General features: G+C 39.8%; 21 protein-coding genes. 12 read left to right on the top strand and 9 right to left on the bottom strand.

The features are described 5' to 3' along the window. Positions 1-59: 59 nt before the first annotated feature. Positions 60-785, bottom strand: a complete 726-nt coding sequence (locus KME09_14515) for a Crp/Fnr family transcriptional regulator (GenBank protein ID MBW4535145.1) — start codon at positions 783-785, stop codon at positions 60-62. A 186-nt stretch (positions 786-971) separates the two neighbouring features. Between KME09_14515 and KME09_14510 the strand changes: the two genes are divergently transcribed. The 8 genes from KME09_14510 (at position 972) to KME09_14475 (ending at position 8,695) form a co-directional block, all read left to right on the top strand. Further along, entirely contained in the window at positions 972-1,784 is an 813-nt protein-coding gene (locus KME09_14510) for a hypothetical protein (GenBank protein ID MBW4535144.1), read from the top strand. An 82-nt stretch (positions 1,785-1,866) separates the two neighbouring features. Then, entirely contained in the window at positions 1,867-2,868 is a 1,002-nt protein-coding gene (locus tag KME09_14505) for a glycosyltransferase (GenBank protein ID MBW4535143.1), read from the top strand. Between the two features lie 150 nt (positions 2,869-3,018). After that, positions 3,019-4,359 carry a TrkH family potassium uptake protein gene (locus KME09_14500; protein MBW4535142.1) on the top strand — a complete coding sequence of 447 codons (1,341 nt, stop codon included), beginning with the start codon at positions 3,019-3,021 and terminating at the stop codon, positions 4,357-4,359. A 373-nt stretch (positions 4,360-4,732) separates the two neighbouring features. Beyond that, positions 4,733-5,800, top strand: a complete 1,068-nt coding sequence (locus KME09_14495) for a fatty acid desaturase (protein MBW4535141.1) — start codon at positions 4,733-4,735, stop codon at positions 5,798-5,800. A gap of 429 nt (positions 5,801-6,229) precedes the next feature. Further along, complete coding sequence (locus tag KME09_14490) at positions 6,230-7,186, top strand: ABC transporter permease (GenBank protein ID MBW4535140.1); 957 nt, start codon at positions 6,230-6,232, stop codon at positions 7,184-7,186. Positions 7,187-7,243: 57 nt separating this feature from the next. Continuing rightward, positions 7,244-7,519 carry a type II toxin-antitoxin system prevent-host-death family antitoxin gene (locus KME09_14485; protein ID MBW4535139.1) on the top strand — a complete coding sequence of 92 codons (276 nt, stop codon included), beginning with the start codon at positions 7,244-7,246 and terminating at the stop codon, positions 7,517-7,519. Then, positions 7,516-7,770 carry a Txe/YoeB family addiction module toxin gene (locus KME09_14480; protein ID MBW4535138.1) on the top strand — a complete coding sequence of 85 codons (255 nt, stop codon included), beginning with the start codon at positions 7,516-7,518 and terminating at the stop codon, positions 7,768-7,770. The genes KME09_14485 and KME09_14480 overlap by 4 nt, the downstream gene beginning before the upstream one ends. Before the next feature lie 34 nt (positions 7,771-7,804). Continuing rightward, entirely contained in the window at positions 7,805-8,695 is an 891-nt protein-coding gene (locus KME09_14475; GenBank protein MBW4535137.1) for an ABC transporter permease, read from the top strand. A 131-nt stretch (positions 8,696-8,826) separates the two neighbouring features. Here the strand turns inward: KME09_14475 and KME09_14470 are convergent, their stop codons facing one another. Both KME09_14470 and KME09_14465 read right to left on the bottom strand, forming a co-directional pair. After that, on the bottom strand, positions 8,827-8,997 hold the full coding sequence (locus KME09_14470) for a hypothetical protein (protein MBW4535136.1): 171 nt from the start codon (positions 8,995-8,997) through the stop codon (positions 8,827-8,829). A 118-nt stretch (positions 8,998-9,115) separates the two neighbouring features. Further along, positions 9,116-9,871: an SDR family oxidoreductase gene (locus tag KME09_14465; GenBank protein ID MBW4535135.1), complete on the bottom strand. Its 756-nt coding sequence runs from the start codon at positions 9,869-9,871 to the stop codon at positions 9,116-9,118. A 167-nt stretch (positions 9,872-10,038) separates the two neighbouring features. Between KME09_14465 and KME09_14460 the strand changes: the two genes are divergently transcribed. Further along, positions 10,039-11,031: a methyltransferase domain-containing protein gene (locus KME09_14460; protein ID MBW4535134.1), complete on the top strand. Its 993-nt coding sequence runs from the start codon at positions 10,039-10,041 to the stop codon at positions 11,029-11,031. Positions 11,032-11,067: 36 nt separating this feature from the next. Here the strand turns inward: KME09_14460 and KME09_14455 are convergent, their stop codons facing one another. From KME09_14455 to KME09_14440, 4 genes are all read right to left on the bottom strand, one after another. Then, positions 11,068-11,532, bottom strand: a complete 465-nt coding sequence (locus KME09_14455) for an RES family NAD+ phosphorylase (GenBank protein MBW4535133.1) — start codon at positions 11,530-11,532, stop codon at positions 11,068-11,070. Positions 11,533-11,535: 3 nt separating this feature from the next. Continuing rightward, positions 11,536-11,955, bottom strand: a complete 420-nt coding sequence (locus KME09_14450; protein ID MBW4535132.1) for a DUF2384 domain-containing protein — start codon at positions 11,953-11,955, stop codon at positions 11,536-11,538. Between the two features lie 280 nt (positions 11,956-12,235). Next, complete coding sequence (locus tag KME09_14445) at positions 12,236-13,117, bottom strand: alpha/beta fold hydrolase (GenBank protein MBW4535131.1); 882 nt, start codon at positions 13,115-13,117, stop codon at positions 12,236-12,238. Between the two features lie 67 nt (positions 13,118-13,184). Further along, positions 13,185-15,455 (bottom strand): PhoD-like phosphatase, encoded by a 2,271-nt coding sequence (locus tag KME09_14440; GenBank protein MBW4535130.1) that lies wholly within the window; start codon positions 15,453-15,455, stop codon positions 13,185-13,187. A gap of 228 nt (positions 15,456-15,683) precedes the next feature. Here KME09_14440 and KME09_14435 point away from each other — a divergent pair, with 228 nt between their 5' ends. Both KME09_14435 and KME09_14430 read left to right on the top strand, forming a co-directional pair. Next, positions 15,684-16,679, top strand: coding sequence for a GntR family transcriptional regulator (locus KME09_14435; GenBank protein MBW4535129.1), 996 nt, complete (start codon positions 15,684-15,686; stop codon positions 16,677-16,679). A gap of 12 nt (positions 16,680-16,691) precedes the next feature. Beyond that, entirely contained in the window at positions 16,692-17,372 is a 681-nt protein-coding gene (locus tag KME09_14430) for a lecithin retinol acyltransferase family protein (GenBank protein ID MBW4535128.1), read from the top strand. Between the two features lie 112 nt (positions 17,373-17,484). Here KME09_14430 and KME09_14425 read toward each other — a convergent pair whose 3' ends face one another. Next, positions 17,485-19,176 carry a diguanylate cyclase gene (locus KME09_14425; protein ID MBW4535127.1) on the bottom strand — a complete coding sequence of 564 codons (1,692 nt, stop codon included), beginning with the start codon at positions 19,174-19,176 and terminating at the stop codon, positions 17,485-17,487. A 439-nt stretch (positions 19,177-19,615) separates the two neighbouring features. On the opposite strand from KME09_14425, the gene KME09_14420 reads away from it, so the two are divergent. Continuing rightward, complete coding sequence (locus KME09_14420) at positions 19,616-20,080, top strand: hypothetical protein (protein MBW4535126.1); 465 nt, start codon at positions 19,616-19,618, stop codon at positions 20,078-20,080. Positions 20,081-20,348: 268 nt separating this feature from the next. On the opposite strand, the gene KME09_14415 is transcribed toward KME09_14420, so the two are convergent. After that, a complete protein-coding gene (locus tag KME09_14415) occupies positions 20,349-20,975 on the bottom strand; it encodes a DUF2834 domain-containing protein (protein MBW4535125.1) in 627 nt (208 codons plus the stop codon). Positions 20,976-21,023: the final 48 nt, after the last annotated feature.

Here is a 21,023-nt window from a genome sequence, read left to right as displayed (position 1 = left end):
AGAATCGTGCCTTTAGGACGGGGTTTTCGACCCATCTATTAAACGATAAAGCTAGTTTTTTATCTAAAATCTTGGTTGACTTCGTAAAGCTGAAGGCTATTAATGCAAATAGAATTATCGCTCTGAACTTTGATAATTCCCTGACGGCGCAACCTTCCCATTAGCCTTGTCACCGTAACTCTAGTTGAGCCGATCGCACTGCCGATTTGAGCATGGGTTAAAGTATAGGGTAGGCAGCAGTATTCTTGTTGTTCTACGCCATATTCTTCTAGTAATAAAGTCAGAAAACTAGTTAGGCGATCGATGGTTTTTCTTTGCCCCAAGGCACTAAGCCACAATAGTTTACGCTGGTGTTGATAACGAAACACTTCGTACAGTTGTTGCTGAAAACCAGGCCAATTTTCCAGATCCTGCCAATACAGCCAGGCAATATGAGTTTCATCCACATGAGCATAAGCACTAATCTGAAAAGAAGATTGAGTCACAATTTCAAAGGGTTTTTCTGCCCCCACAAAACCCAAAAATGATTCTGCCAAGAGATCTAATTCTGTTTCTGCTTCTGTTTCAGCCAAATTGACATCAACAATTTCTGGGGTCACATTTTGAGTTTTACTTACCAAACGCACTGCTCCTTGATTAACTAGGTAAATTAGCTGGGGGCGAGCAGGTATTTGTTCATCTTTATTAAAAATGCGATCGCGATAATGAGTTTGCGCCCAGTCAATGATATTTTGCCAGGTGAAACTGGTGTTAGATTCCTCGGACGAGTTTTCGGCAAGTTGCATAGTGAGAGGCAAAATAAAACATTAATGCATATTTGATTTTACATGGACAACAATGTATCAAAAAAAACAAATTCACATAACTTTTTCAAACTAAGACTTAATCAGGAAAAACTAGGTATTTCTGTAAAGAATCTATTAAAACAGGAACTACTGTTAATTCTAGATTTATATCAACAAAAGTTGAAGATGAGCATTGAACCAGAGTTGGTGCAAAATCTACTAGCAGCTAAAATTACGATTTCCCCCAATAAAAGTAGCCATTTGTCGCAAGCACAATTTCTGCCCATTATTTATGCTTGTCCTCTTGGTTTGTCTTTGGCGACAAATTTACAGCAGTCACCGCCAATAATTATGCAACAAATAGGCTATTTACTGACTGACAAAGACGAGAGTAATCTAGAGCAAGGGCAGTTATTAACAGAAATAGTTCCCCTCGGTTGGATCAACTTTTATCTAGACGCCAAGTTAATTGCTGAATGGTTAGGGCGATCGCTTTTTTGGAGTCAGAGCAACATTATTGATGAGCAACAATCAACCAGCAGGGCAATTTATACCATAGATAAAACTCCCCCTCAGTTATTCCCCGTACAATATATTCACGCTCGTTGCTGTAGCCTTTTACGTTTGGCAGCAAGAGAAAACTTAATCACCTTAGTAACTAATTTAGAGCAAATTAAACAACCACAATCAATCTCCTGGTTAGATCCAGAACATAACCTCTGGCTCAGGGAAGTAGCCGAACATAATTTACTACAGCAGCTATTAATAGTGTCAGACGCTTGGCTAGAAAATACTCATGTTCGCCGTTGGTCAAAACTAGCTTTAAGCTTGAGCCAAAATACAGCAATTTTTCTGGCGGATTGTCGCTTTCTGGGAGAGGTTAAACAACAATATCCCCAAAAAGCGATCGCTCGTCTGGGATTAATTACCCTAGTTAAATTTTGGTTAGAAAAAATCTTGGTAGAAAAACTTAAGGTAGCAGCACCCAGAGAATTATAAACAATAAACCATAGGGACAAGGCAGTGCTTTGACTGTACAACAGTTAATATATACCAGCAGTTGCTCCAGAATAAAATAGCCATGATTAATGCCGAACCTGCCGTCAGCGTAATTATTCCTGCTTATAATTGCGATCGCTATATTGTTCAAGCGGTTGAAAGCGTATTACAGCAGGAAGACTGTAGTTATGAAATTATTATTATTGACGATGGTTCTACAGATGCAACCGAGAAAGTATTAGAACCATTACGCGATCGCCTACGCTATATCAAGCAAAAAAATCAGGGAGTAGCAGCAGCTCGTAATCACGGAATTGCGATCGCCAAAGCTAATTTTATTGCCTTTTTAGATGCGGATGATTATTTTTTGCCAGGAAAGTTATCTCTCCAAGCAGAAATGCTACTTAAACGTCCCGATCTAGGCATAATTCATAGTGGCTGGCAGCGAGTCGATCATCAGGGAAATAAACTACTCGATGTACGCCCTTGGTTACAAATTCCTGAATTAAATCTTGCCAACTGGTTACGCTGGAAACCCGTGTTGCCTAGCGCCATGATGTTTCGTCGAGAATGGTTACAGTATGTTGGTGGATTTGATCCTCGTTTTCCTCCCGCCGAAGATACTAATTTAGTTCTCAAACTAGCTTTAAAAGGCTGTAAAACTGCTTGGCTTAGACAAATAACCGTTTGCTATCGTCAGCACGAATCTAGCGCGATGCACAAAGGTTTACCCCAAGCTCGCTCTCTAGTGGCGGTAACCAATGATTTTTTTAGTCAGCCAAATCTGCCCCCAGAAGTTAGATTAATGGAGCATTCGGTGCGTCACGGTACGTTAGTTTGGATTGCTTGGTATCTTCATTACACAGGGCATCAAGCAGAAACCATGGAATATCTTCAACAGGCTTGGAATTATCGTTTTAATTCGGGTGTTGAAACTTTAATTACTTGGGTCGAAAGTTTTGCTGATTTTGCCCATAACTGGGGAGTGGAGTTTGATGCTAGCAGCCTAACTAGTTCACCAGAATGGCAAGATCTGACAAAATTGTTGCTTCAGACTCAGACAAATAACCTTAAGTTAGATTAAACCGTGGGTTAAGGTACTTTCCTAATAGCTTCTGATGACACTAGTATGAAGTAAACCGTTAAGACGGCAATTTTCCCTTTGTTCCAGCACGGAGTTGATCCACCGAGGATTTATAATTCAAATTGATAATCAGTAACTATATATTTTGCTATGACTATTGCTCGTACAATATGTGTCGGGTTTGTGGCTGTGATTATAATTGGCACTATACTACTAATGATGCCCTTTGCCATAACTTCAGAACCCTGGAATTGGAACAGTTTGGTCGTGGCTCTGTTCACCTCTACTTCCGCCGTCTGCGTCACTGGTTTAGCGGTAGTGGATACAGGAACTTATTTTTCTTTTTGGGGGCAATTAACTATTGCTCTACTAGCCCAAGTTGGTGGTTTAGGCTATATGACCAGCACCACTTTTTTAATTTTGCTTTTGGGCAGAAAGTTTGATTTAAGACAAAAGTTTGCCATTCAAGAATCCTTTGATCGCCCATTTTTACAGGGCAGCAGCAACTTAATGAAATCGATCATTGCCACCACAATGCTCTTTGAGATTACTGGCATCTTTTTACTATTGATCGCCTTTGTTCCCGAACACGGTTGGTCAACAGGACTATGGTATGCTACTTTCCACAGCATCAGCGCCTGGAATAATGCTGGGTTTGGTTTGTTACCTGACAACTTAATGAGTTATCATTCCAGCTGGATCGTAAACTCAGTTATTTCGGGGTTGATTATCTTTGGCGGTATTGGCTATCAGGTAATGATCGAAATGTACCTGTGGAATGTTAGCAGAATCAAAGGTAAGGCTGAAAGATTTTGTTTTTCCCTTAATTTTAAAGTAGTACTAACTACGACTATTTTGTTACTCTTTGCAGGAACAGTGGCATTGTTTCTGACCGAATTGAATAATCCTGAAACTTTAGCATCCTTTAGTTTTAAGGACAAACTTTTGGCAGCCTGGTTTCAGTCTGTAACTACCAGAACTGCTGGATTTAATACCATTAACATTGGCAAAATGACTACTGCGGGTTTATTTATTACTATGGGTTTGATGTTTATTGGTGCTAGCCCTAGCGGTACTGGAGGAGGCATCAAAACTACCACCTTCAGGATTATGTACAACACTACTAAATCAGTTTTACGGGGCAAAAGTCAGGTTACTATCTATCAGCGAGAAGTGCCTAGCACCTTAATTCTTAAAGCAGTAGCAGTAGTTTTTGGCACAGCAGCCTCAATTGTCTTCATCACCATCTTAGTTTCTTCTCTGGAGGCTAATTCTGAGCTAGTACCAGTATTGTTTGAAGTGGTTTCTGCTTTTGGCACTGTGGGATTATCGACAGGCATCACTAGTAGTTTAAGCGTCGCTTCTAAACTCCTGATCGTTTTGGCAATGTATATTGGACGAGTCAATATTCTACTCCTCATTGCTGCTATTATTGGCGATCCTAGCCCTAGTAGTTTGCATTATCCAGAAGAAAATTTACTGGTAGGATAGGTTGAAAATATTTGAATAATTAAAAATAAGCAAAATAGTTTACCTGAGTATTTGAATCTAATACTCAGTTTGTTTTCAGTTTCAAATAAATTAATTTTCCCAATCCAAAACTTATAGTTGACGAAACGTTGACGCAACTGTGATATAAATATTAAGGATTGTAAAAAAAAGCTATATTCTTAGAATTTTTGGCTCAGTTACGGACAAGCTTGCTGTTGCTGTCAAAAATCGGTTAATTACTTATTGCAGTGATCAATTTCACGGGCAACTAAGTTTTTATGCCTATAAGTAAAACGTTTTTTAACAACAGTTTATTGGGCAGTATCTTTTATTGGCCCCTAATAGATCATATTTAAACCGTCCAACAAGTTTTATGACAGCAGTATTACCTCAGAGTTCAGAATCCTCTCAATCCCCACAGTTGGCTGACGACATAAAGCTTCGAGACATCATCAACACGCTGCCTAAAGAAGTTTTTGTCAAAAACTCCCGCAAGGCTTGGACTAAAGTAGTCATCAATGTTATTTGCGTAATCTTGGGCTACTGGGCTGTTGCAGTGTCACCTTGGTATCTACTGCCTCTTGCCTGGGTATTCTTAGGTACAAGTTTACAAGGCTTTTTTGTAATTGCTCACGATTGTGGTCATCGTTCTTTCTCCAATCGTATTTGGGTTAATGATCTGGTGGGGCATATTATGACCTTACCTATTATTTATCCGTATCATGCATGGCGTATTTTACATAATCACCACCATAAGCACACCAATAAATTAGGTGTCGATAATGCCTGGGATCCTTTCACTACCGAAACATTCAATAGTTGCTCTCCTACTTTACAGTGGCTTTATCGCCGTATGCGCGGCTGGTTTTGGTGGATGGGTTCGATCGCTCATTGGGCAAAACTACACTTCATCTGGAGTAAGTTTGAAGGCAAACAAAGAGAACAGGTTCGTTTTTCAGTCTTACTAGTAGTGATTGGCGGTGGTTTGGCTTATTCAGCCGTATTTTTGACTTTCGGCATTACAGGCTTGATTAAATTTTGGCTCATGCCTTGGCTGGTATATCATTTCTGGATGAGTACCTTTACCATGTTCCATCACACTATGCCTGAGATTCCTTTTAAATTAGAAGAGGAATGGAATGAGGCTCGCGCTCAATTATCAGGGACAGTAAATTGCAAATATCCTTGGTGGGTAGAATTCCTTTGTCACGATATTAACGTGCATATTCCCCATCACCTAACTACTGCTATTCCTTGGTATAACTTGCGTCAGGCTCATCAAAGCCTAGTGGAAAACTGGGGTGAATATCTCTATCCAGACTGCACCTTTAATTGGGAATTAGTACAAAAGGTCACCAAGGTTTGTCATCTTTATGAAGAAAAAAATAATTACCAAAGCATCGAAGCATATCGTTTGTCGCGATCGAGTTTGGTTAGGTAAATAACAATCCAGTTTAAGTTTATAATGCTTGCTGTTAGGGGATTTGGTTGTCAACCAGATCCCTTTGTCATTTTGAGGGAGTTATTCTTGTACCATTTCTCTTTAAAATTGCACTGAATATTTTGATTGTAAGTCTCGCGCCAAGACGCAAAGACGCAAAGCTTATCCTTTTGGACTCGCTGACGCGAAGCTAACTCTTTAGGGTCGCAGTAGACTCTTATGCGAAGCGGTACCCTTTAGGGCAAAGACGCAAAGACGTTTATCCCGCTTAGTTTGAGTGCGAAATTCGGCGAATTCATTTCGCCTTGAATAATCGCGCTGTTGGGGCAAAGGGATCAAATCTGATTTAATACGTTTTTATAGAGAATTGGTATTAACTTGTATACTTTAAAAGCAATTGAGGTAGAAGCCTGGACTAATTGAGCAAACATGAGGCAATTTCTAATTAAAAGGCTGTTAGTGACGATCCCAACATTAGGGGCCATCAGTATCATTATCTTTGCGATCTTGGCACTTGCCCCTGGAGATCCTTTAGGGGAATTTGCTTCAAATCCAGCAATTACGGCTGAAGTACGCGAAAATATCCGTAAATCTTTAGGTCTAGACCAGCCTACTCATATTCGCTATTTTAAATGGTTTGGCTCTTTTATGCGAGGAGATATGGGCTATTCCTTTAACAGTAGAAGTCCCGTAGCAGAATTATTATGGCAACGTTTACCCACAACTTTGCTGATTGTCGGTACTGCCTATATATTGGGTTTGTTCATTGCTTTTCCGTTGGGGATCATTTCGGCGGTTAAACGTTATTCAGCTACCGATCAAATTATTACCACGATCGCTTTTTTGGGATTTTCGATTCCGCCTTTTTTTACAGGTTTACTGTTTATTATTATTTTTAGTGTGCAGCTTGGTTGGTTTCCTTTCATTTTCAACAGCACTCTTCAGATCACAGACTGGCAGAGCTTTTTGGCTCAAGTCAGACAGTCAATTATGCCCATATCGGTTTTGGCACTGTATCACGCAGCAATTTTGATGCGCTTTATTCGTTCGGCAGTGTTAGACGAATTACAGCAAGAATATGTCACCACAGCGTTATCGAAAGGATTGAGTAAATTTGCCACGATCAAAAACCATGTATTGCGGAATGCTTTAATTCCTGTAGTGACGTTAATTGCTTTAGACATTCCCGCTATTTTTACAGGGGCGTTGGTTACCGAACAAGTGTTTCGCGTTCCTGGGATTGGGGCATTGCTGATTGATTCGATCTACCGCAGTGATACCCCCGTTGTGATGGCAATTACCTTTATCTACGCTATTTTAATTGTGTTGTTTAATTTAATTGCTGATGTGGTTTACGCTGTACTCGACCCCAGAGTTAAATATTAGATCTCATAATTTATGATGATGTACAATGATATGTACGTATATTGATAAAAATCAATTATGGATGCAGTAACCTATACAGACTTTAGACAAAACTTAGCGACTCATCTTAATCAAATTGAAGCAGCTCGGACACCTTTGTTAGTTACCAGACAAAATGCACCTTCGGTAGTAGTAATGAGTTTAGATGATTTCAAAGCTTATGAAGCTACTTTCCATTTGCTATCTAGTCAAAATAATACCAATCGGTTAAACAAAGCGATCGCTAATCTCCGTGAAGGAAAAGGTGTAGAAAGGGAGCTAGTTGAAGAGGCTGAGGATTCCTCACCAAAATGAAACTAATATTCGATCGACAAGCTTGGGAGGATTATCAGTATTGGATAGAGACAGACAAAAAAATACTTAAGCGAATTAATAAATTAATCAGGGACATTCAAAGAACTCCCTATGACGGGATTGGCGATCCTGAACCGCTCAAATACGATTGGTCAGGATTTTGGTCTAGAAGAATTACTAAAGAGCATAGACTGGTGTATGCAGTTGAATCAAATTCAATTTTGATTGCCCAGTGCAGATTTCATTACTAAAAACTAGTTATCACTAACTTATTTGACCTGACTTATGACTGCGGTTAAACAATTTGAGAGCAATCTCTGGCTAGATAGTTGGCGCAAGTTTAAGCGCGATCGCTCGGCGGTATTTGGCTTAATTGTAGTATCAATTATTGCTTTAGCCGTAGTTTTTGCCCCTTGGTTCTATACAACCCCCATCGATAAGATCGACTTTTTGGCAGCTGCGACACCTCCTAGCTGGGAACATCCTTTTGGGACTGATTCTTTGGGACAGGATCAATTAGCTCGAATCTTGCAGGGAGGAAGAGTTTCTTTAATCGTTGGCGTGGCTTCAATGGTGGTGGCGATATTTTTAGGCACATTAATCGGGGCGATCGCTGGCTTTTATGGTGGGGCGATCGACGGGATCTTGATGCGCATTACCGACTTGTTTCTAGCCTTACCTCAATTGCCTTTGCTGCTGCTGATCGTGTATTTATTCCGTGAGCCGATGAAAAAGCTGGCAGGAGCAGAATTGGGTGTATTTATCTTAATTGTGCTGCTGATTGGTGGTTTAAATTGGATGTCGGTAGCCAGGTTGGTTAGAGCAAATTTCTTGAAACTGAGAGAGCTGGAATTTGTCAGCGCGGCTAGAGCGATCGGCGCCAAACCAGTTAGACTAATTTGGATTCATCTTTTCCCTAATGTCTTAAGCGTAATTATTGTTGCTGCTACTTTATCAGTAGGTAACGCCATTATTACCGAGTCTACCCTGAGTTTTCTGGGCTTAGGTTTTCCCCCCGATGTACCCACTTGGGGACGAATGCTGTTTGATGCCCAAGACTACCTCGAATCTGCATCATACATGGCTATTTTTCCTGGCATGGCTATTTTTTTAACCGTGCTAAGTATTAACTATATTGGCGATGGACTCAGGGATGCCTTAGATCCCAAACAGTGAGTGGCGATTTGTAAATGTCTTTGCAGATGTCTATTAATAAAATACATAAGCAAAAACTAGCTAGACAGAGTGTTAGTAACTACGCTCTCTAGCTATAGTATAAAGTGGATTAATTTCCTAGTAATCAGTAATTAACTAACTGCATCTTTAGCAGAATCAATGGTCTTGTCAAATGCATTTTGAACTTTATCAACTCTTTCTTTTACTTCTTCTGGCTGATCATCGGTAACCTTATCCATAGCCTCTTTAGCTTTGATTCCGTAATTTTCAGCTATTTCTTTGGATTGATCTTTGTTATTCATTATTATTTTTATCTAGAGTATTTTGCATTCGTAATTATTAAGCATCATACTCAAATATTTTTCCGAGTCAATCTATCAAAAGAGATAAGCCAGTAAATTAAATAACAGCTTAGTCAGTTTACAGTGAGGCAAAAAGCTCAGACCATTCAGTTGTGTTAACTCTATCTCCTGAATTGATGATTGAAAAATCCCGATTAATGGTGGTGTCGTTAAACAAAGCTTCAACACAAGCATTAGCCACATCAATCCGACTAGTTTCACCATTTAGGCGATCGCCTGAAGCAATTTTCACGGCTTTTTGTCCGTCGGTTTTGGCTCGTAATAAAGTATTCAGGTCATAGGAAGTATAAGGGCCGTCAATTAGTCGAGCAGGGCGGATAATCGTATAGGGTAAACCCGAAGCGGCGATCGCTTTTTCCCCCATTAGTTTGGCATCCAAGACACCGAAGGCATTGAGAATATTATAAGGAAACTCATCTTTACGCAATACGCCACAGGAAGAGACAAACACAAACCGTTTTAAATCTTGAGGTGCAGCAGCGACTAAGTTTTTAACGCCTTCTCCGTCTACCGCTTGGGGACTATTGGCAGGTTGAAACAGATTAGCAAAATCCCATCTCAGGGAAGGAAAAGCAGTTGTTCCTGTACAGCAGATAATGTAGCTGATGCCATTGGTAACACTGGCGAGAGTACTAGCATGACGAATATCCCCTAGCGCTATCTCAACTTTTTGATCGAACATCGATTCTGCTTTCGATCTCGTTCTAGTTAAGGCTCGAACACTGAGATCTTTAGCTAGCAGCTTGGCAACTACTAATTGTCCCACTCCACCAGTAGCACCAGCGACTAAAATCTTGTCTGTCTTAGATACCATCTTGCTCCTCTTATTTTTGCGTCATCTACTTACTTCATCTACATTGTTATCAATAATTAGGAAATATGCTTCAGCCTGGAAGAATATTTTCGACTTTCACTTCGTTTCAGGATCGTCAAATATTGCTATATTGAAAACTTGTAACAATATATTAAATATTCATTTTAATGAGCTTATATTACCTTCTTGGTTTGTTCGGTCTTGCTTTAGTAGTGGGTATTGCCATCTATCTACTGACCCCTCGTAACTATGAATCCGCTGATTCGGTCGCCAATTCTTACGATGAGTGGACAGAAGACGGCATTTTAGAATTTTACTGGGGTGAACATATCCACTTGGGGCATTATGGTTCACCACCAAAGTCTACAGACTTTAACCAAGCAAAATATGATTTTGTCCATGAAATGGTGCGCTGGGGTGGTTTAGCAAATCTGCCTGCTGGCACAAGTTTATTAGATGTTGGTTGCGGTATTGGTGGCAGTAGTCGTATTTTGGCAAAGGACTACAACTTTGACGTGACGGGAGTTACGATTAGTCCTCAGCAGGTTAAACGCGCCCAAGAATTAACCCCCAAAGGAGTTAAGGTTCAGTTTCAGGTAGATGATGCTATGGCTCTTTCTTTCCCTGATGCTAGTTTTGATGTGGTATGGTCAGTGGAAGCTGGCCCTCATATGCCCGATAAAGCGGTTTTTGCCAGAGAATTATTGCGCGTATTGAAGCCAGGAGGAATCTTAGTCGTTGCGGACTGGAACCAACGGGACGATCGCCAAATTCCGCTTAATTTCTGGGAGAAACCCGTCATGAAGCAGCTATTAGATCAGTGGTCGCATCCAGCCTTTTCTAGTATTGAAGGTTTTTCTGAACTGTTGGCAGAGACAGGCTTAGTTGAGGGAGAGGTGATTACCGATGATTGGACACAAGAGACTCTTCCTTCCTGGATCGATTCGATCTGGCAGGGTATTGTTAAACCCAAAGGACTGATTTTATTCGGCTTTTCAGGGTTAATTAAATCTTTGCGAGAAGTTCCTACTTTGCTATTAATGCGGTTGGCTTTTGGTGCTGGTTTATGTCGTTTCGGTATGTTCCGTGCTACGAGAGCAAATGTAACTTTAGATCGAGCATCAGCTGACCATGAGGCAGTTATGGGTAGTGCTAACTAGTATTTGATGATTTGATCCTAAAACTGGAGACTTTTTTTATGATCTCAATCGAGGATCGTAGGTATAAGGACTAACGCGAACAATGGTAATAAAATTAAAATCTTGATGACGCAGATTTAAAATGTAGTTTCGATCTTCGCTCTCTGGCAAAATTGAAGATGGGACAGACAAGGCAACTGACTCCTGCTTTTCAATCCAGCGATTTGCGATCTTTACCCAAGTTATAGGTGCAGGATAATAATGCCAATCAACAGGTAAATCTTGAGGATTAAGCTTGGTTATCGGCAAGTTGTCAGGTAGATTTAGCGTAATGCTAGACAAGTTTAACGGTATGAGATTAAGTTGAAGATGAACCAGCATTTCTAAAGTGGCTAATGCAGCGGAGTCGGAGGTATAAATAACAGGAATTCCCTGATAGTTCCAGCGTCCTCCTGAACGTCTTGCTCCTTCTCCAGATAAGTCACGGATGTATTTTGACTTAGCAATCCGATGAAGCAACATTAACTAAGCATATACTCCGTATTCGATCCGATTTAATTCATTTAGGACAATTTCTATCCCACTAAAACTATCCAAATGTTCTCTGGGTGTTTGATTGCCTAAAGCTATACTAGGAGACTTGAGCCAAGTAGTTGCGAGAAATTCGTCTTCAAACACTTCTAGAGCTTTGGCGTAAACTTTAGCAATCTGAATTAAGCGATCCGATGAATCAGCAGATAAAATCTTGGCATCATCATAACGTTGTAGAGTTCGTGGTGACAGATGAAGATACTTAGCTAACTCTTCAGTAGAAAGACCTAATCGGTTTTTAATTTGCTCAACAGCCATCTTGGGTAAACCTTGATGAGTTATTTCTCTTAGATCTTGTAGTGATGTTGGTTCGGAATCTAAGTTTAAAACTTTACCGATAACTTGATAGACCATAGACTTCACCAATTAATGATATCTATCATCATATGTCAATTGTCTTGAAAATTACGACAAATGACTGATACTAATTCTCTATAACAATGCACTAAATTAAATTTAACCCCTTTGCGCCTTTGCCCCAAACTAAGCGGGATAAACGTCTTTGCGACGCGAAGCTAGTGCTAAAGCATACCGCTTCGCATATCCTTTAGGGCGCGAGATTTAAACTTAGAATATTTAAGTGCAGCCTCAAGGAGAAATGGTATGAAAGGTTTGCTCTCAGGTTGAAAAAAGTTTATTGATGTTGTTCGATCCAGTCCAACAAGATCGGGTTAACGATTTCTGGGGCTTCATCTTGGGGACAGTGACCTAATCCTTCCAGAGGAATAAACTGCTCGACAGTAGGTATTGTAGCTAGTTCTCTTCCCATCGCTACAGGTTCCCAAGGATCTTCTGTTCCCCAGAGTAATACCGTGGGACAAGTAAGACGAGGAAGTAAATCTTCTGGCAAAGGCCCTTGAGAATAGCGGGTAAATGCGAGAAAGACATCTGCTGCACCAGGATCTTGAGATGGCTTCATCAGCAGATCGATCAGTTCATCGCTGACTGCTTCGGGGCGACGATATGCCTGGAGTAAGATTTTGCGGACAACTTTGGGTTTGGCTATCTGTTGGAAAAAGAAGCCCCCAATTTGTTTATTGCCCAATACCTGCTGCATCACCATCGAACCATAGTTACGATACCAGGGTAAGGTAACTCGTTTACGATCGTGGAGTAATCTAATCGAACAGTTGATCGCAGCTACTCCTAAAGCTAATTCTGGATAATCTACCGCTGTTTGCATCACGACAATACAGCCAATGGAATTACCAATTAGAAAAGCAGGGCCACCTACCACCTCACGACAAAAATCTGCTAGTTGTTGTCCCCAAGTTTCAAAGGTATAGTCCACGATTCCTGGCTGGGGTTTTGCCGAACCCCCAAAGCCAATTAGATCGATCGCATAACAACGACAAGATTCACCCAAGACAGGTAAGTTTTTACGCCAGTGTCCCCAAGATGCACCAAAACCATGCACTAGAACTACTGCTGTCCCGCTATTTCCAGCTTGCTGATAGGTAATTTTATGTCCGTGCCAGTTCCAGGTTTTTGGTTCAGTAATTGCGATCGCCGTCATAGTTTTTTGATTGTTAAGCTCAATTTTAATGTCTTTCTATTTGTCTAAACTTAGAGTTATCTTCAGGTTAGACCTGACGCTTGATGCGATCGTCTAAGGGAACTTCATAGCTACTTTTTACCGTTGCTGTTTCTTGCCAAGGGGGATGCCAATAGGTATCTTGAATTACTTGCTTAGTTCCCGACCAATTAAATCTAACTAAACTCAGGTTATTTCTGCCCACAACTTCCTTCCCTTCTTGTAGCCAAGGATTACGCCAGAGCAATGTTACTATGCTGTCCCAGATTCGCTGTCTTAGATTCGCTGGAGATTTAGTAATTCCTCGTTCTCGCCAAGGCATAGCTTGAGTAGGCTGTCGTTTAATCCACTCAATTCGGTATTGCCAATCTGGATTAGCATTTTGCTGTGACTGCTTACCCCACCACTTTAGTCTAGGTAACTTGATTTGCTTAAGATTACTCCAACCCAACCAATGTTGTGTCGGTTCGGGTAAAAGTGATTTTAACCTAGTATGGATGACCCGTGTGGCTAGTTCTGAGTTTTTAATCGCGCTAGAAGTTAGCTGAACAATAATTGAGGTTGACTGAGTCTGATGATTCTGGTGAACGATGCGCACCGCACAACTGTAGTGAATGTCTCCTGAGAGAATAATCACGCGATCGCGTTTTTGACAAAGATTCAACAGCAGGGTAATAAAGGCTGTATCATGAAAATTCCACGAGTCCCCCACATCATTACTAAATACGCGATCGCGACTCAGTTCAAATTGCTGAATGCGATCGATGATCCCTAACGCAACTAGATTAGTGGGCAATACGACTACAGTTGCTTCAATGTGCTTTGGTTTATTGCTTAACGGCTGCTGTAGCTGTTGTTTAAAAGCAAAGGGTGACAGCAACATCGGTGGCTCAAGCTTAGATTTTGCTATGTTCGATTTGGCGATGGGATAACCGCGCCAGGTACGAGTATCCAGCACAATAACTTCGTGGCTTGCTCCCGTAACTGTATAGTGCCAAGGAATCGCCTCTGGCTCCCTGGCCAAAACTAAGACATCTTGGTCTGATTGATATTGAGGTAGCTTGGTACGAGGATCGTTGTTAGGAATGCCCAAATAGCGATCGCATTTTGCTTTCGCCTGTAAATCTTGCCCCTGTGATCCCAGCCATTGACTAGCAAGCTGAAGTAATTTAGCTCCTTCGCTTCCAGGGGAAAAGTGATAGGGTGTATTGCCCCAGGCTTGAAAGATAGCGTAGCTTAATAGACCATTTTGGACTGTTCTTTTGCCCAAAGGTTTGCCTAAAACGCGATCGCACCATTCCCGATTGAGATACCAATCATCACTAATATCATGGTCGTCACAGATAGTATAAACAGAAATATTCGCCAAAGCTCGGCGCACCATATCTAGACCTTGAAAAAAGCTGGTCATCGCTGCAATTTCACTTTGCCAGACTTTTAGCTGTTTACGGCTCAAACCCAGATTTGTGCCATTAGGAATGCTTTTAGGGATTAAAACAGGCGACCAGGCGATTAAATAGGCAGCAGCATATTCGCCAAAGCTGAATAAATGGCTTTTAGCCTTGTCTTCTTTCCCTCCTAACATTGCCGTCATTCCCGCTTCAATCCGAGCTATTTCTGTTCTTTGTCCTGGGGGTAACTCATGATTTAAAATACTGCCGCACTCCAGAGGTAGTTCTTCTGACCAACCCAATAATAACTGACTGATACCCTGACATAACCACAGCATGGGATCGGCAACATCATCACCATAAATCTGATCCCCTGTCATAAAAAGCTGATGTGGTCTTTGATTGGCGAGGGTGGCAGCATCTTGAATTAAATTATCTAAGCAAGACAAAGTGTCTCTTCCTCCGCCATGAGGTTTACGACAAGAACCATGAACAATGCGTAAGTCATTTAGATCTTGGGGTGGTAGAGAAAAGGTGGGCAATTGATGGGCAAAATAACTAATTCTCCAGTTTTCTTGTCCACTATTAATAGCTTGGTCTAAATTAAGCTCTGCTGACTGAAAATACAGATCGTAAGCATACACTTGACCTGGAGTAAGTACAACATCTGCTATTGGTAATGCGGTAATCGCTAAAACGTGTAGATTTTTGCCTAAAGCGATCGTCTGATGCTGACTCTGCAAAATCGGCTTGGCTAATTTAGACCCATTGCCTGACTCTGTTTCAAATACTCTTAGAGTGACTGTATCAGGCTTGGTTAACGCTAACCAAACAGTAACCGCATCAGTTTGAACGTGACGCAAAATTGGGCCCGTAATAATCAGCGGAAGCTGCTCTAATTTTGGTAAAACTTGAATAGCTGGAATAATTTTAGCCAAGAGAAAAAGACACTAACTAGATTATTAGATGAACTGCTTTAAATGTGATCGTAGCAGATTGTCTTAGATGTTGTATTTTTGGGGTTTTGTCCAGTTTCGGGGAAGATAATTATCTTAACCAAGATGTTTTTAACTAAAATATTTTTAACTATTTAGAGAAAAAAATTGAATTTACCCCTACAATGGCGCACATAAAACTCCTTTCGTGCGCTGAATTTTATGCTAAACTTTCAAATCCAGTCAGATAGTGAAGTTCCCGCTTCCAAACAACTGTTTGCTCAAATTCAGTTTGCGATCGCTTCTGGACAATATCCTCCTGCTCATCGCTTACCCAGTACCCGACAGTTAGCGATGATTACAGGCTTACATCGCAATACGATTAGTAAAGTTTACCAGCAGCTAGAAGAAAACGGCTTAGTCGAATCCATCGCTGGCTCAGGAATTTACGTTAAGCTGCATGAACGCGACAATAAAGCTAATGAATCAGATTCCCCCGTTGCTGCCTCAATTAGAGCAATTAAAGAAGGGGTAGATCGGGTTTTAGAACTAGGCTGCACCATAGATCAGGTTAAGGAGCTATTTTTTGAAGAAATTGACTGGCGGATTAGCTGCTGCGATCGCGTGGTGGTAACCGTACCTCATCGAGATCTTGCCGCAGGTGAAATTATTCAACAAGAATTACAAACTACTTTAGGCATTGAAATTGAATTAATTGAATTAGAACAGCTGCCTAAAAAAATCCTCGAAAAAATTAACTTTGGTACATTAATCACTAACCGCTATTTTATTAAAGAAGTACTGGCAATTGTTCCACCTAACTCTTTTCGCGTAATTCCGATTGATATCTATGATTACAATAAAGAACTCGAAATCATCAAAAGGCTACCGCCTCAAGCCTGTTTAGGGATTGTGAGTTTGAGTGAAGGAACTTTAAGCGTTGCTTCGAGTATTGTCAACAGCCAAAGAGGAGATGATCTATTAGTATTAACCTCTTCTTTGAGCGATCGCGATCGCTTACGAGCAGTAATTCGTGCTGCTCATACTGTGATCGCGGGCTATACCAGCTATGATCAGGTTAAAGCCGAAATTATGGCAATGCGCGAGGATCTGATCCGAATTCCTGATGTGATTAGCGTCGACAGCTATATTAGCGAAAAGTCAATTAAACTGTTGCAGCGAGAATTAGGTCTCAAAAATACGCAAAAATCTAGCTAAATTAAACATTTAATGGCAAAAGGCGACTGTATTTACGTATATCGAAATTTTGGGCAATTAACAGGAGTTTATAAGCACTACGGAATTGACTGTGGTGATGGTACAGTAATCCACTATCGTAAACCTAGCGAAGTTGTGGAACAGACTTCTATAGCTACCTTTAGTCGTGGTAATCCTGTGTACGTAGCTGAATATGGCGCAGGATTTGGCTATATTCCCGATGTCGTAGTGGAACGAGCTAAAAGCCGACTGGGAGAACGCGACTATAATTTGCTCTCTAATAACTGTGAACACTTTGCTAACTGGTGTAAAACAGGAATTAGCGACAGTAAACAAATCAGAAACTATTTACCAGCGATCGCTACTCTCGATCTTTCTCGGCTATACGAGCCTATCCAACAAGCGCTAACAGGCAAAGATAGTAACAGTAATCAAAAACTCACTTCAGAAGCTCTAATTGACATTAAGTCAGTCTGGAATCAGGTGCAGCCAAAATATCAAGAAGCGATCGCCGAAGCCCAAACCTGGAACAAAGTGGCTAAAAAAGCCCTAAGTCAAGATCGAGAAGATTTAGCCCGAGCAGCGATCGCCAAAAAACTGCATTATGAACAGCAGGCAAGCAAACTAGAAATAGAACTAAGTGAGCTGGCCGAAATAACGGAAAATATTGTTCGTAGTCAGAATGATTACTAATTACTAATTACTGATAGCTAGGCTTTAGTTTTTAGTTTTTAGTTTTAGTCTTTGTTTTTTTACTCGTTACTCGTTACTCGTTACTTCTTATTTCCTACTTCCTATTTCCTACTTACCAAAAAGTCTTAACCTCAACCTTTTGTTTGGCAATATTACAAGTTGCTTTAACTACACCGATCAAATCATTGCTGTTGATACTATCTGCATTAATTTCTAGCAAGCCGACACTCGTATTAATCGGATATTCATTGTCCTGCCACTGAAACGAGAAATCATCTAAGTCTTCGCGTAATTTATTGATTAGTATAGATGCTTGTTCTAAAGAGCAATTATGTACTAGTGTAACCAATTCACTATCGCTGAGACGAGCTATATAGTCTGATGATAAATGAAACTTTATTTTAGCTGCAATCTGATACATCAAAATTTCGCTGAACCGAGAATTGGGTTGTAAGTCAGAAGTTGATTCAGCATCAAGATCTATAGTTAAATCGTCAATCACAAAACAGCATAAAACATGATGGCGATCGTTTTCGGTAATCTGTTCTAGAGTAAACTCCAAAATCTCTGCTAATTCTGGCTCACTCAGCAAGAAAATGGTGTCTTCAGTACTAGGTTTTAATGCTGAATCAAACTTTAGTTGATTTGAATCAGAAAGTTGACGAATCATAATCAATACTTCTGCCATGCCAATGGCACTGATTCTAGCTTCGTAATATTGTTGCCCTCCATTATCCAGAAATAGAGAAAAACGCTGAGAATTAGTTAAACCAGATTTTAAAGACAACTGAGCCGATTTGATCAACTGTAAGGCTATCTTAGGATCTAGAAACTCATTGATATGTTTGTTAATAATTTCTCCTGTAATTACAAAAGAATTAGCTTCCTTGGCTGGAAGATAACTTAAACAAATACCATCTTCAGTCATCCGCAACATGGAATCAGGAATAGCTCTTAGTATAGTCGCGCTCTCGCTTTCTATATCTTCAATTTTAGTTTCAACCACTTTCTGTTTTTGCCAATCTCGAATTAGTCGCTCGGCGATAAAGTATGCAGGAAAGGTAAAGACAGCTCCAACAATTATAATTGAAGGCAAGATTGCCGACATTGATAAAGAAAGAATTACTAAAAATATTAAAGAAAAAATTATAATTGCATTGCGAATTTTGTTTCGCAGTATTGAAATATTATCTAATAATGGTAGGCTAGATTTAGATATTTGTTCATCTAAAATTGAAGCTGATACAATTTTGTTCTGAGGTAATGATGTTTGAGTAGTTAAGCTTGTTTCAACGCCTATGATAGATAATAAAATTAAGCCAAAACCAGTTGCTAACGTATAAGTAATTCCCAGAACCATAGGCAAAGGGGTTCCTGTATGCATAGACCAAAAAATTGCTGTTTGTTGGCTAGTCAGATCGAACCAGTCTGTACCCAATCGATAAGCTACAGCAGTTTCTACACAAACACCTAAAGGAAAAAGTAAAACTAAAGCTATTATTTTGTAGATATTAACGGTAACAGGTTCAGTTCTTTTAGCTATCAGAATATCTCTAACTTTAATCAGAATATTTAAACCAATTATCAGTACTCCTAACCCTAAAATTAAAACATAATATGCAGATAATTTTTCACCTAAAAATCTACCTTGATGAATTATTAATAGAGCATTAATTACCACTGTGGGCAAAATTCCTAGACGATTACCTAAGCCTAAAATGATTCCTGTCAGGGAGGTAATCAATAAGGGAAACAAAAGTATTGAAGCAATCTGGAGGTTGAGTTTGCGAAAGACTCTATTCATGTTTAATGGATATGTAGTTTTATTGCTAGAACAAATTTTCGCGAATAACATTAATTTTAATGAGCATTGCATCGGCGATCGCCTATCCACAATCAATGTTTGATTAATGTTTGATTGATTATAGGTATTTATCTAAAATACAATATGTGTACAATTAATATCTCTAATATGAGATTTTTTTAAAAAAACTACAATTTTATTTTTTTACTAATAGTATTTTAGACAATAACTATTAAGCAGTATTTTCTAAAGCTGCGAGCTAAATTTAATTTACTTTTAATGAGCAACCGCACTTTGTTTAATTACTTAAAATTACTAGTCGGCTATGATATATTTACGTTTCAGTCAATATTTTGCGTAAAATTACTGACAGTTATGCTATAAATGTAAACAAGCTGATGGTGTAAGAAACATTAATGTTGGGCCAGAAGTAGTGGTGATGGGATCTAATCCTGAAATAGCTCATAAAGGTTTTACTAATGCGATTATTCTCAATAGTGATGATGAACATTTTCATCTGAGGAATGATTCGGTCTACTTCCAAAGCGAAAACAGTAAAGAGCAAAAAGCTTTAATCGAAGAATTAAGAGAATCCCGCTTTAGTGCATTTGAACGTTTATTGGCAAGCTATGTCTTCTTTTGGGCATTGGCTAAGAAAGTGTCTTCTTTCCCTGTCTTGGGCTATGAGCATTGGAAATCTCAAAGCAGAACTAAAATTATGACCACTGCTGCGCCAGTTTCAGGAGTTACCGAAACCAAAACTCCAGCGGCAAATGAACTCAAACAATCACAGTCATTAACTCGCCTAGAGTCAATAGTAAACAATGTCGCAAAGCAAAATAACCAACCAAATTCTCAAGCAAAAGCCAATAGCAACAGTCATCACAATAATCACCATCAATAGGTGATCGGGCTAAATTGGGCTAAATTAGGGTGGCGTTGCTGAATCAAGGTATACCACAAGGGTATATCCAAAGGTGTATGCTAAAGCATTTGCGGAGCTTATCCTTTAGGACTAGCTTCGCGTCGTCCTTTAGGACAATATGATTTTTAACTTTTTTAGTTGATGACTAGAATTTAAAAAGCTAATAGCTAATAGCTAATAGCTACGAATAGATTACTTTTCGGGTTCACGTTGTACCCTTGTGGTATACTTCAAATCAGCAACGTCATTAGGGTAATTGAGGACGCAGACACCAATAGATTAAAGCGCCAAATAAAGGAATAAAGGCGATCGCCTTGAGCCAGCCTTTAACTCCTCGGCGTGTGATATCGTCTCCTAAAATAGCGGGAAATAAAAGACTGAGAAAGCAAAAGTCGATACTCATTACATGGATAAATTGACTGGTTTGCCATTGAGCAACATAGTCTGACCAATCTCCTTGAGTCAAACCCCAAATCATTAGAGTAATTAAAGCAACGCTAGAAGCGATCGCCGTCACGCGGGAATCTAGTATTTTGAGCAACCAATTCTTTGATTTATTCCAGGTAATATCAGTCTGACGTAGAGCAAGATAGGGCAACAAGGCAAATGCACCTACTGCAAATGAGACAGCAGAAAAAGGGTAGGGGGAAATCTTTTGATTGCTGTCAAACAGAATAAAGGCTGCATAAATTACGGGGAAAATGCCCATGATATAGAAGATAGCAATAATTATCGGGTTAATTCCCGCCAATTCTCCTGTAGACATCTTGAGAATTAGTTCAAAATCTCCTTGCTGTGTTTTCGTAAAAGAAGAGGCGATCGCATAAATGGTTAAAGCTAACCAAAGCGAACCCAAAAAAAGTTTCCGCGCCATTAATAATTAATAGTTTCTGTTTACACTGCTTAGTTTACACATAACATA

It is taken from the genome of Pleurocapsa minor HA4230-MV1 (assembly GCA_019359095.1).
GTDB classification, from domain to species: domain Bacteria; phylum Cyanobacteriota; class Cyanobacteriia; order Cyanobacteriales; family Xenococcaceae; genus Waterburya; species Waterburya minor.
The sequence above is the reverse complement of the archived record's forward strand: the minus strand, read 5'-3'. Positions and strand labels throughout refer to the sequence as shown.

Bases quoted from the DNA above. Each gene is read 5' to 3' on its own strand.
- KME09_14435 (MBW4535129.1), top strand. From the start codon at position 15,684: ATGCTAAACTTTCAAATCCAGTCAGATAGTGAAGTTCCCGCTTCCAAA.
- KME09_14450 (MBW4535132.1), bottom strand. From the start codon at position 11,955: ATGGTCTATCAAGTTATCGGTAAAGTTTTAAACTTAGATTCCGAACCA.
- KME09_14485 (MBW4535139.1), top strand. From the start codon at position 7,244: ATGGATGCAGTAACCTATACAGACTTTAGACAAAACTTAGCGACTCAT.
- KME09_14475 (MBW4535137.1), top strand. From the start codon at position 7,805: ATGACTGCGGTTAAACAATTTGAGAGCAATCTCTGGCTAGATAGTTGG.
- KME09_14510 (MBW4535144.1), top strand. From the start codon at position 972: ATGAGCATTGAACCAGAGTTGGTGCAAAATCTACTAGCAGCTAAAATT.
- KME09_14500 (MBW4535142.1), top strand. From the start codon at position 3,019: ATGACTATTGCTCGTACAATATGTGTCGGGTTTGTGGCTGTGATTATA.
- KME09_14455 (MBW4535133.1), bottom strand. From the start codon at position 11,532: ATGTTGCTTCATCGGATTGCTAAGTCAAAATACATCCGTGACTTATCT.
- KME09_14465 (MBW4535135.1), bottom strand. From the start codon at position 9,871: ATGGTATCTAAGACAGACAAGATTTTAGTCGCTGGTGCTACTGGTGGA.
- KME09_14420 (MBW4535126.1), top strand. From the start codon at position 19,616: ATGGGATCTAATCCTGAAATAGCTCATAAAGGTTTTACTAATGCGATT.
- KME09_14460 (MBW4535134.1), top strand. From the start codon at position 10,039: ATGAGCTTATATTACCTTCTTGGTTTGTTCGGTCTTGCTTTAGTAGTG.
- KME09_14480 (MBW4535138.1), top strand. From the start codon at position 7,516: ATGAAACTAATATTCGATCGACAAGCTTGGGAGGATTATCAGTATTGG.
- KME09_14490 (MBW4535140.1), top strand. From the start codon at position 6,230: ATGAGGCAATTTCTAATTAAAAGGCTGTTAGTGACGATCCCAACATTA.
- KME09_14445 (MBW4535131.1), bottom strand. From the start codon at position 13,117: ATGACGGCGATCGCAATTACTGAACCAAAAACCTGGAACTGGCACGGA.
- KME09_14515 (MBW4535145.1), bottom strand. From the start codon at position 785: ATGCAACTTGCCGAAAACTCGTCCGAGGAATCTAACACCAGTTTCACC.
- KME09_14415 (MBW4535125.1), bottom strand. From the start codon at position 20,975: ATGGCGCGGAAACTTTTTTTGGGTTCGCTTTGGTTAGCTTTAACCATT.
- KME09_14505 (MBW4535143.1), top strand. From the start codon at position 1,867: ATGATTAATGCCGAACCTGCCGTCAGCGTAATTATTCCTGCTTATAAT.
- KME09_14470 (MBW4535136.1), bottom strand. From the start codon at position 8,997: ATGAATAACAAAGATCAATCCAAAGAAATAGCTGAAAATTACGGAATC.
- KME09_14495 (MBW4535141.1), top strand. From the start codon at position 4,733: ATGACAGCAGTATTACCTCAGAGTTCAGAATCCTCTCAATCCCCACAG.
- KME09_14425 (MBW4535127.1), bottom strand. From the start codon at position 19,176: ATGAATAGAGTCTTTCGCAAACTCAACCTCCAGATTGCTTCAATACTT.
- KME09_14430 (MBW4535128.1), top strand. From the start codon at position 16,692: ATGGCAAAAGGCGACTGTATTTACGTATATCGAAATTTTGGGCAATTA.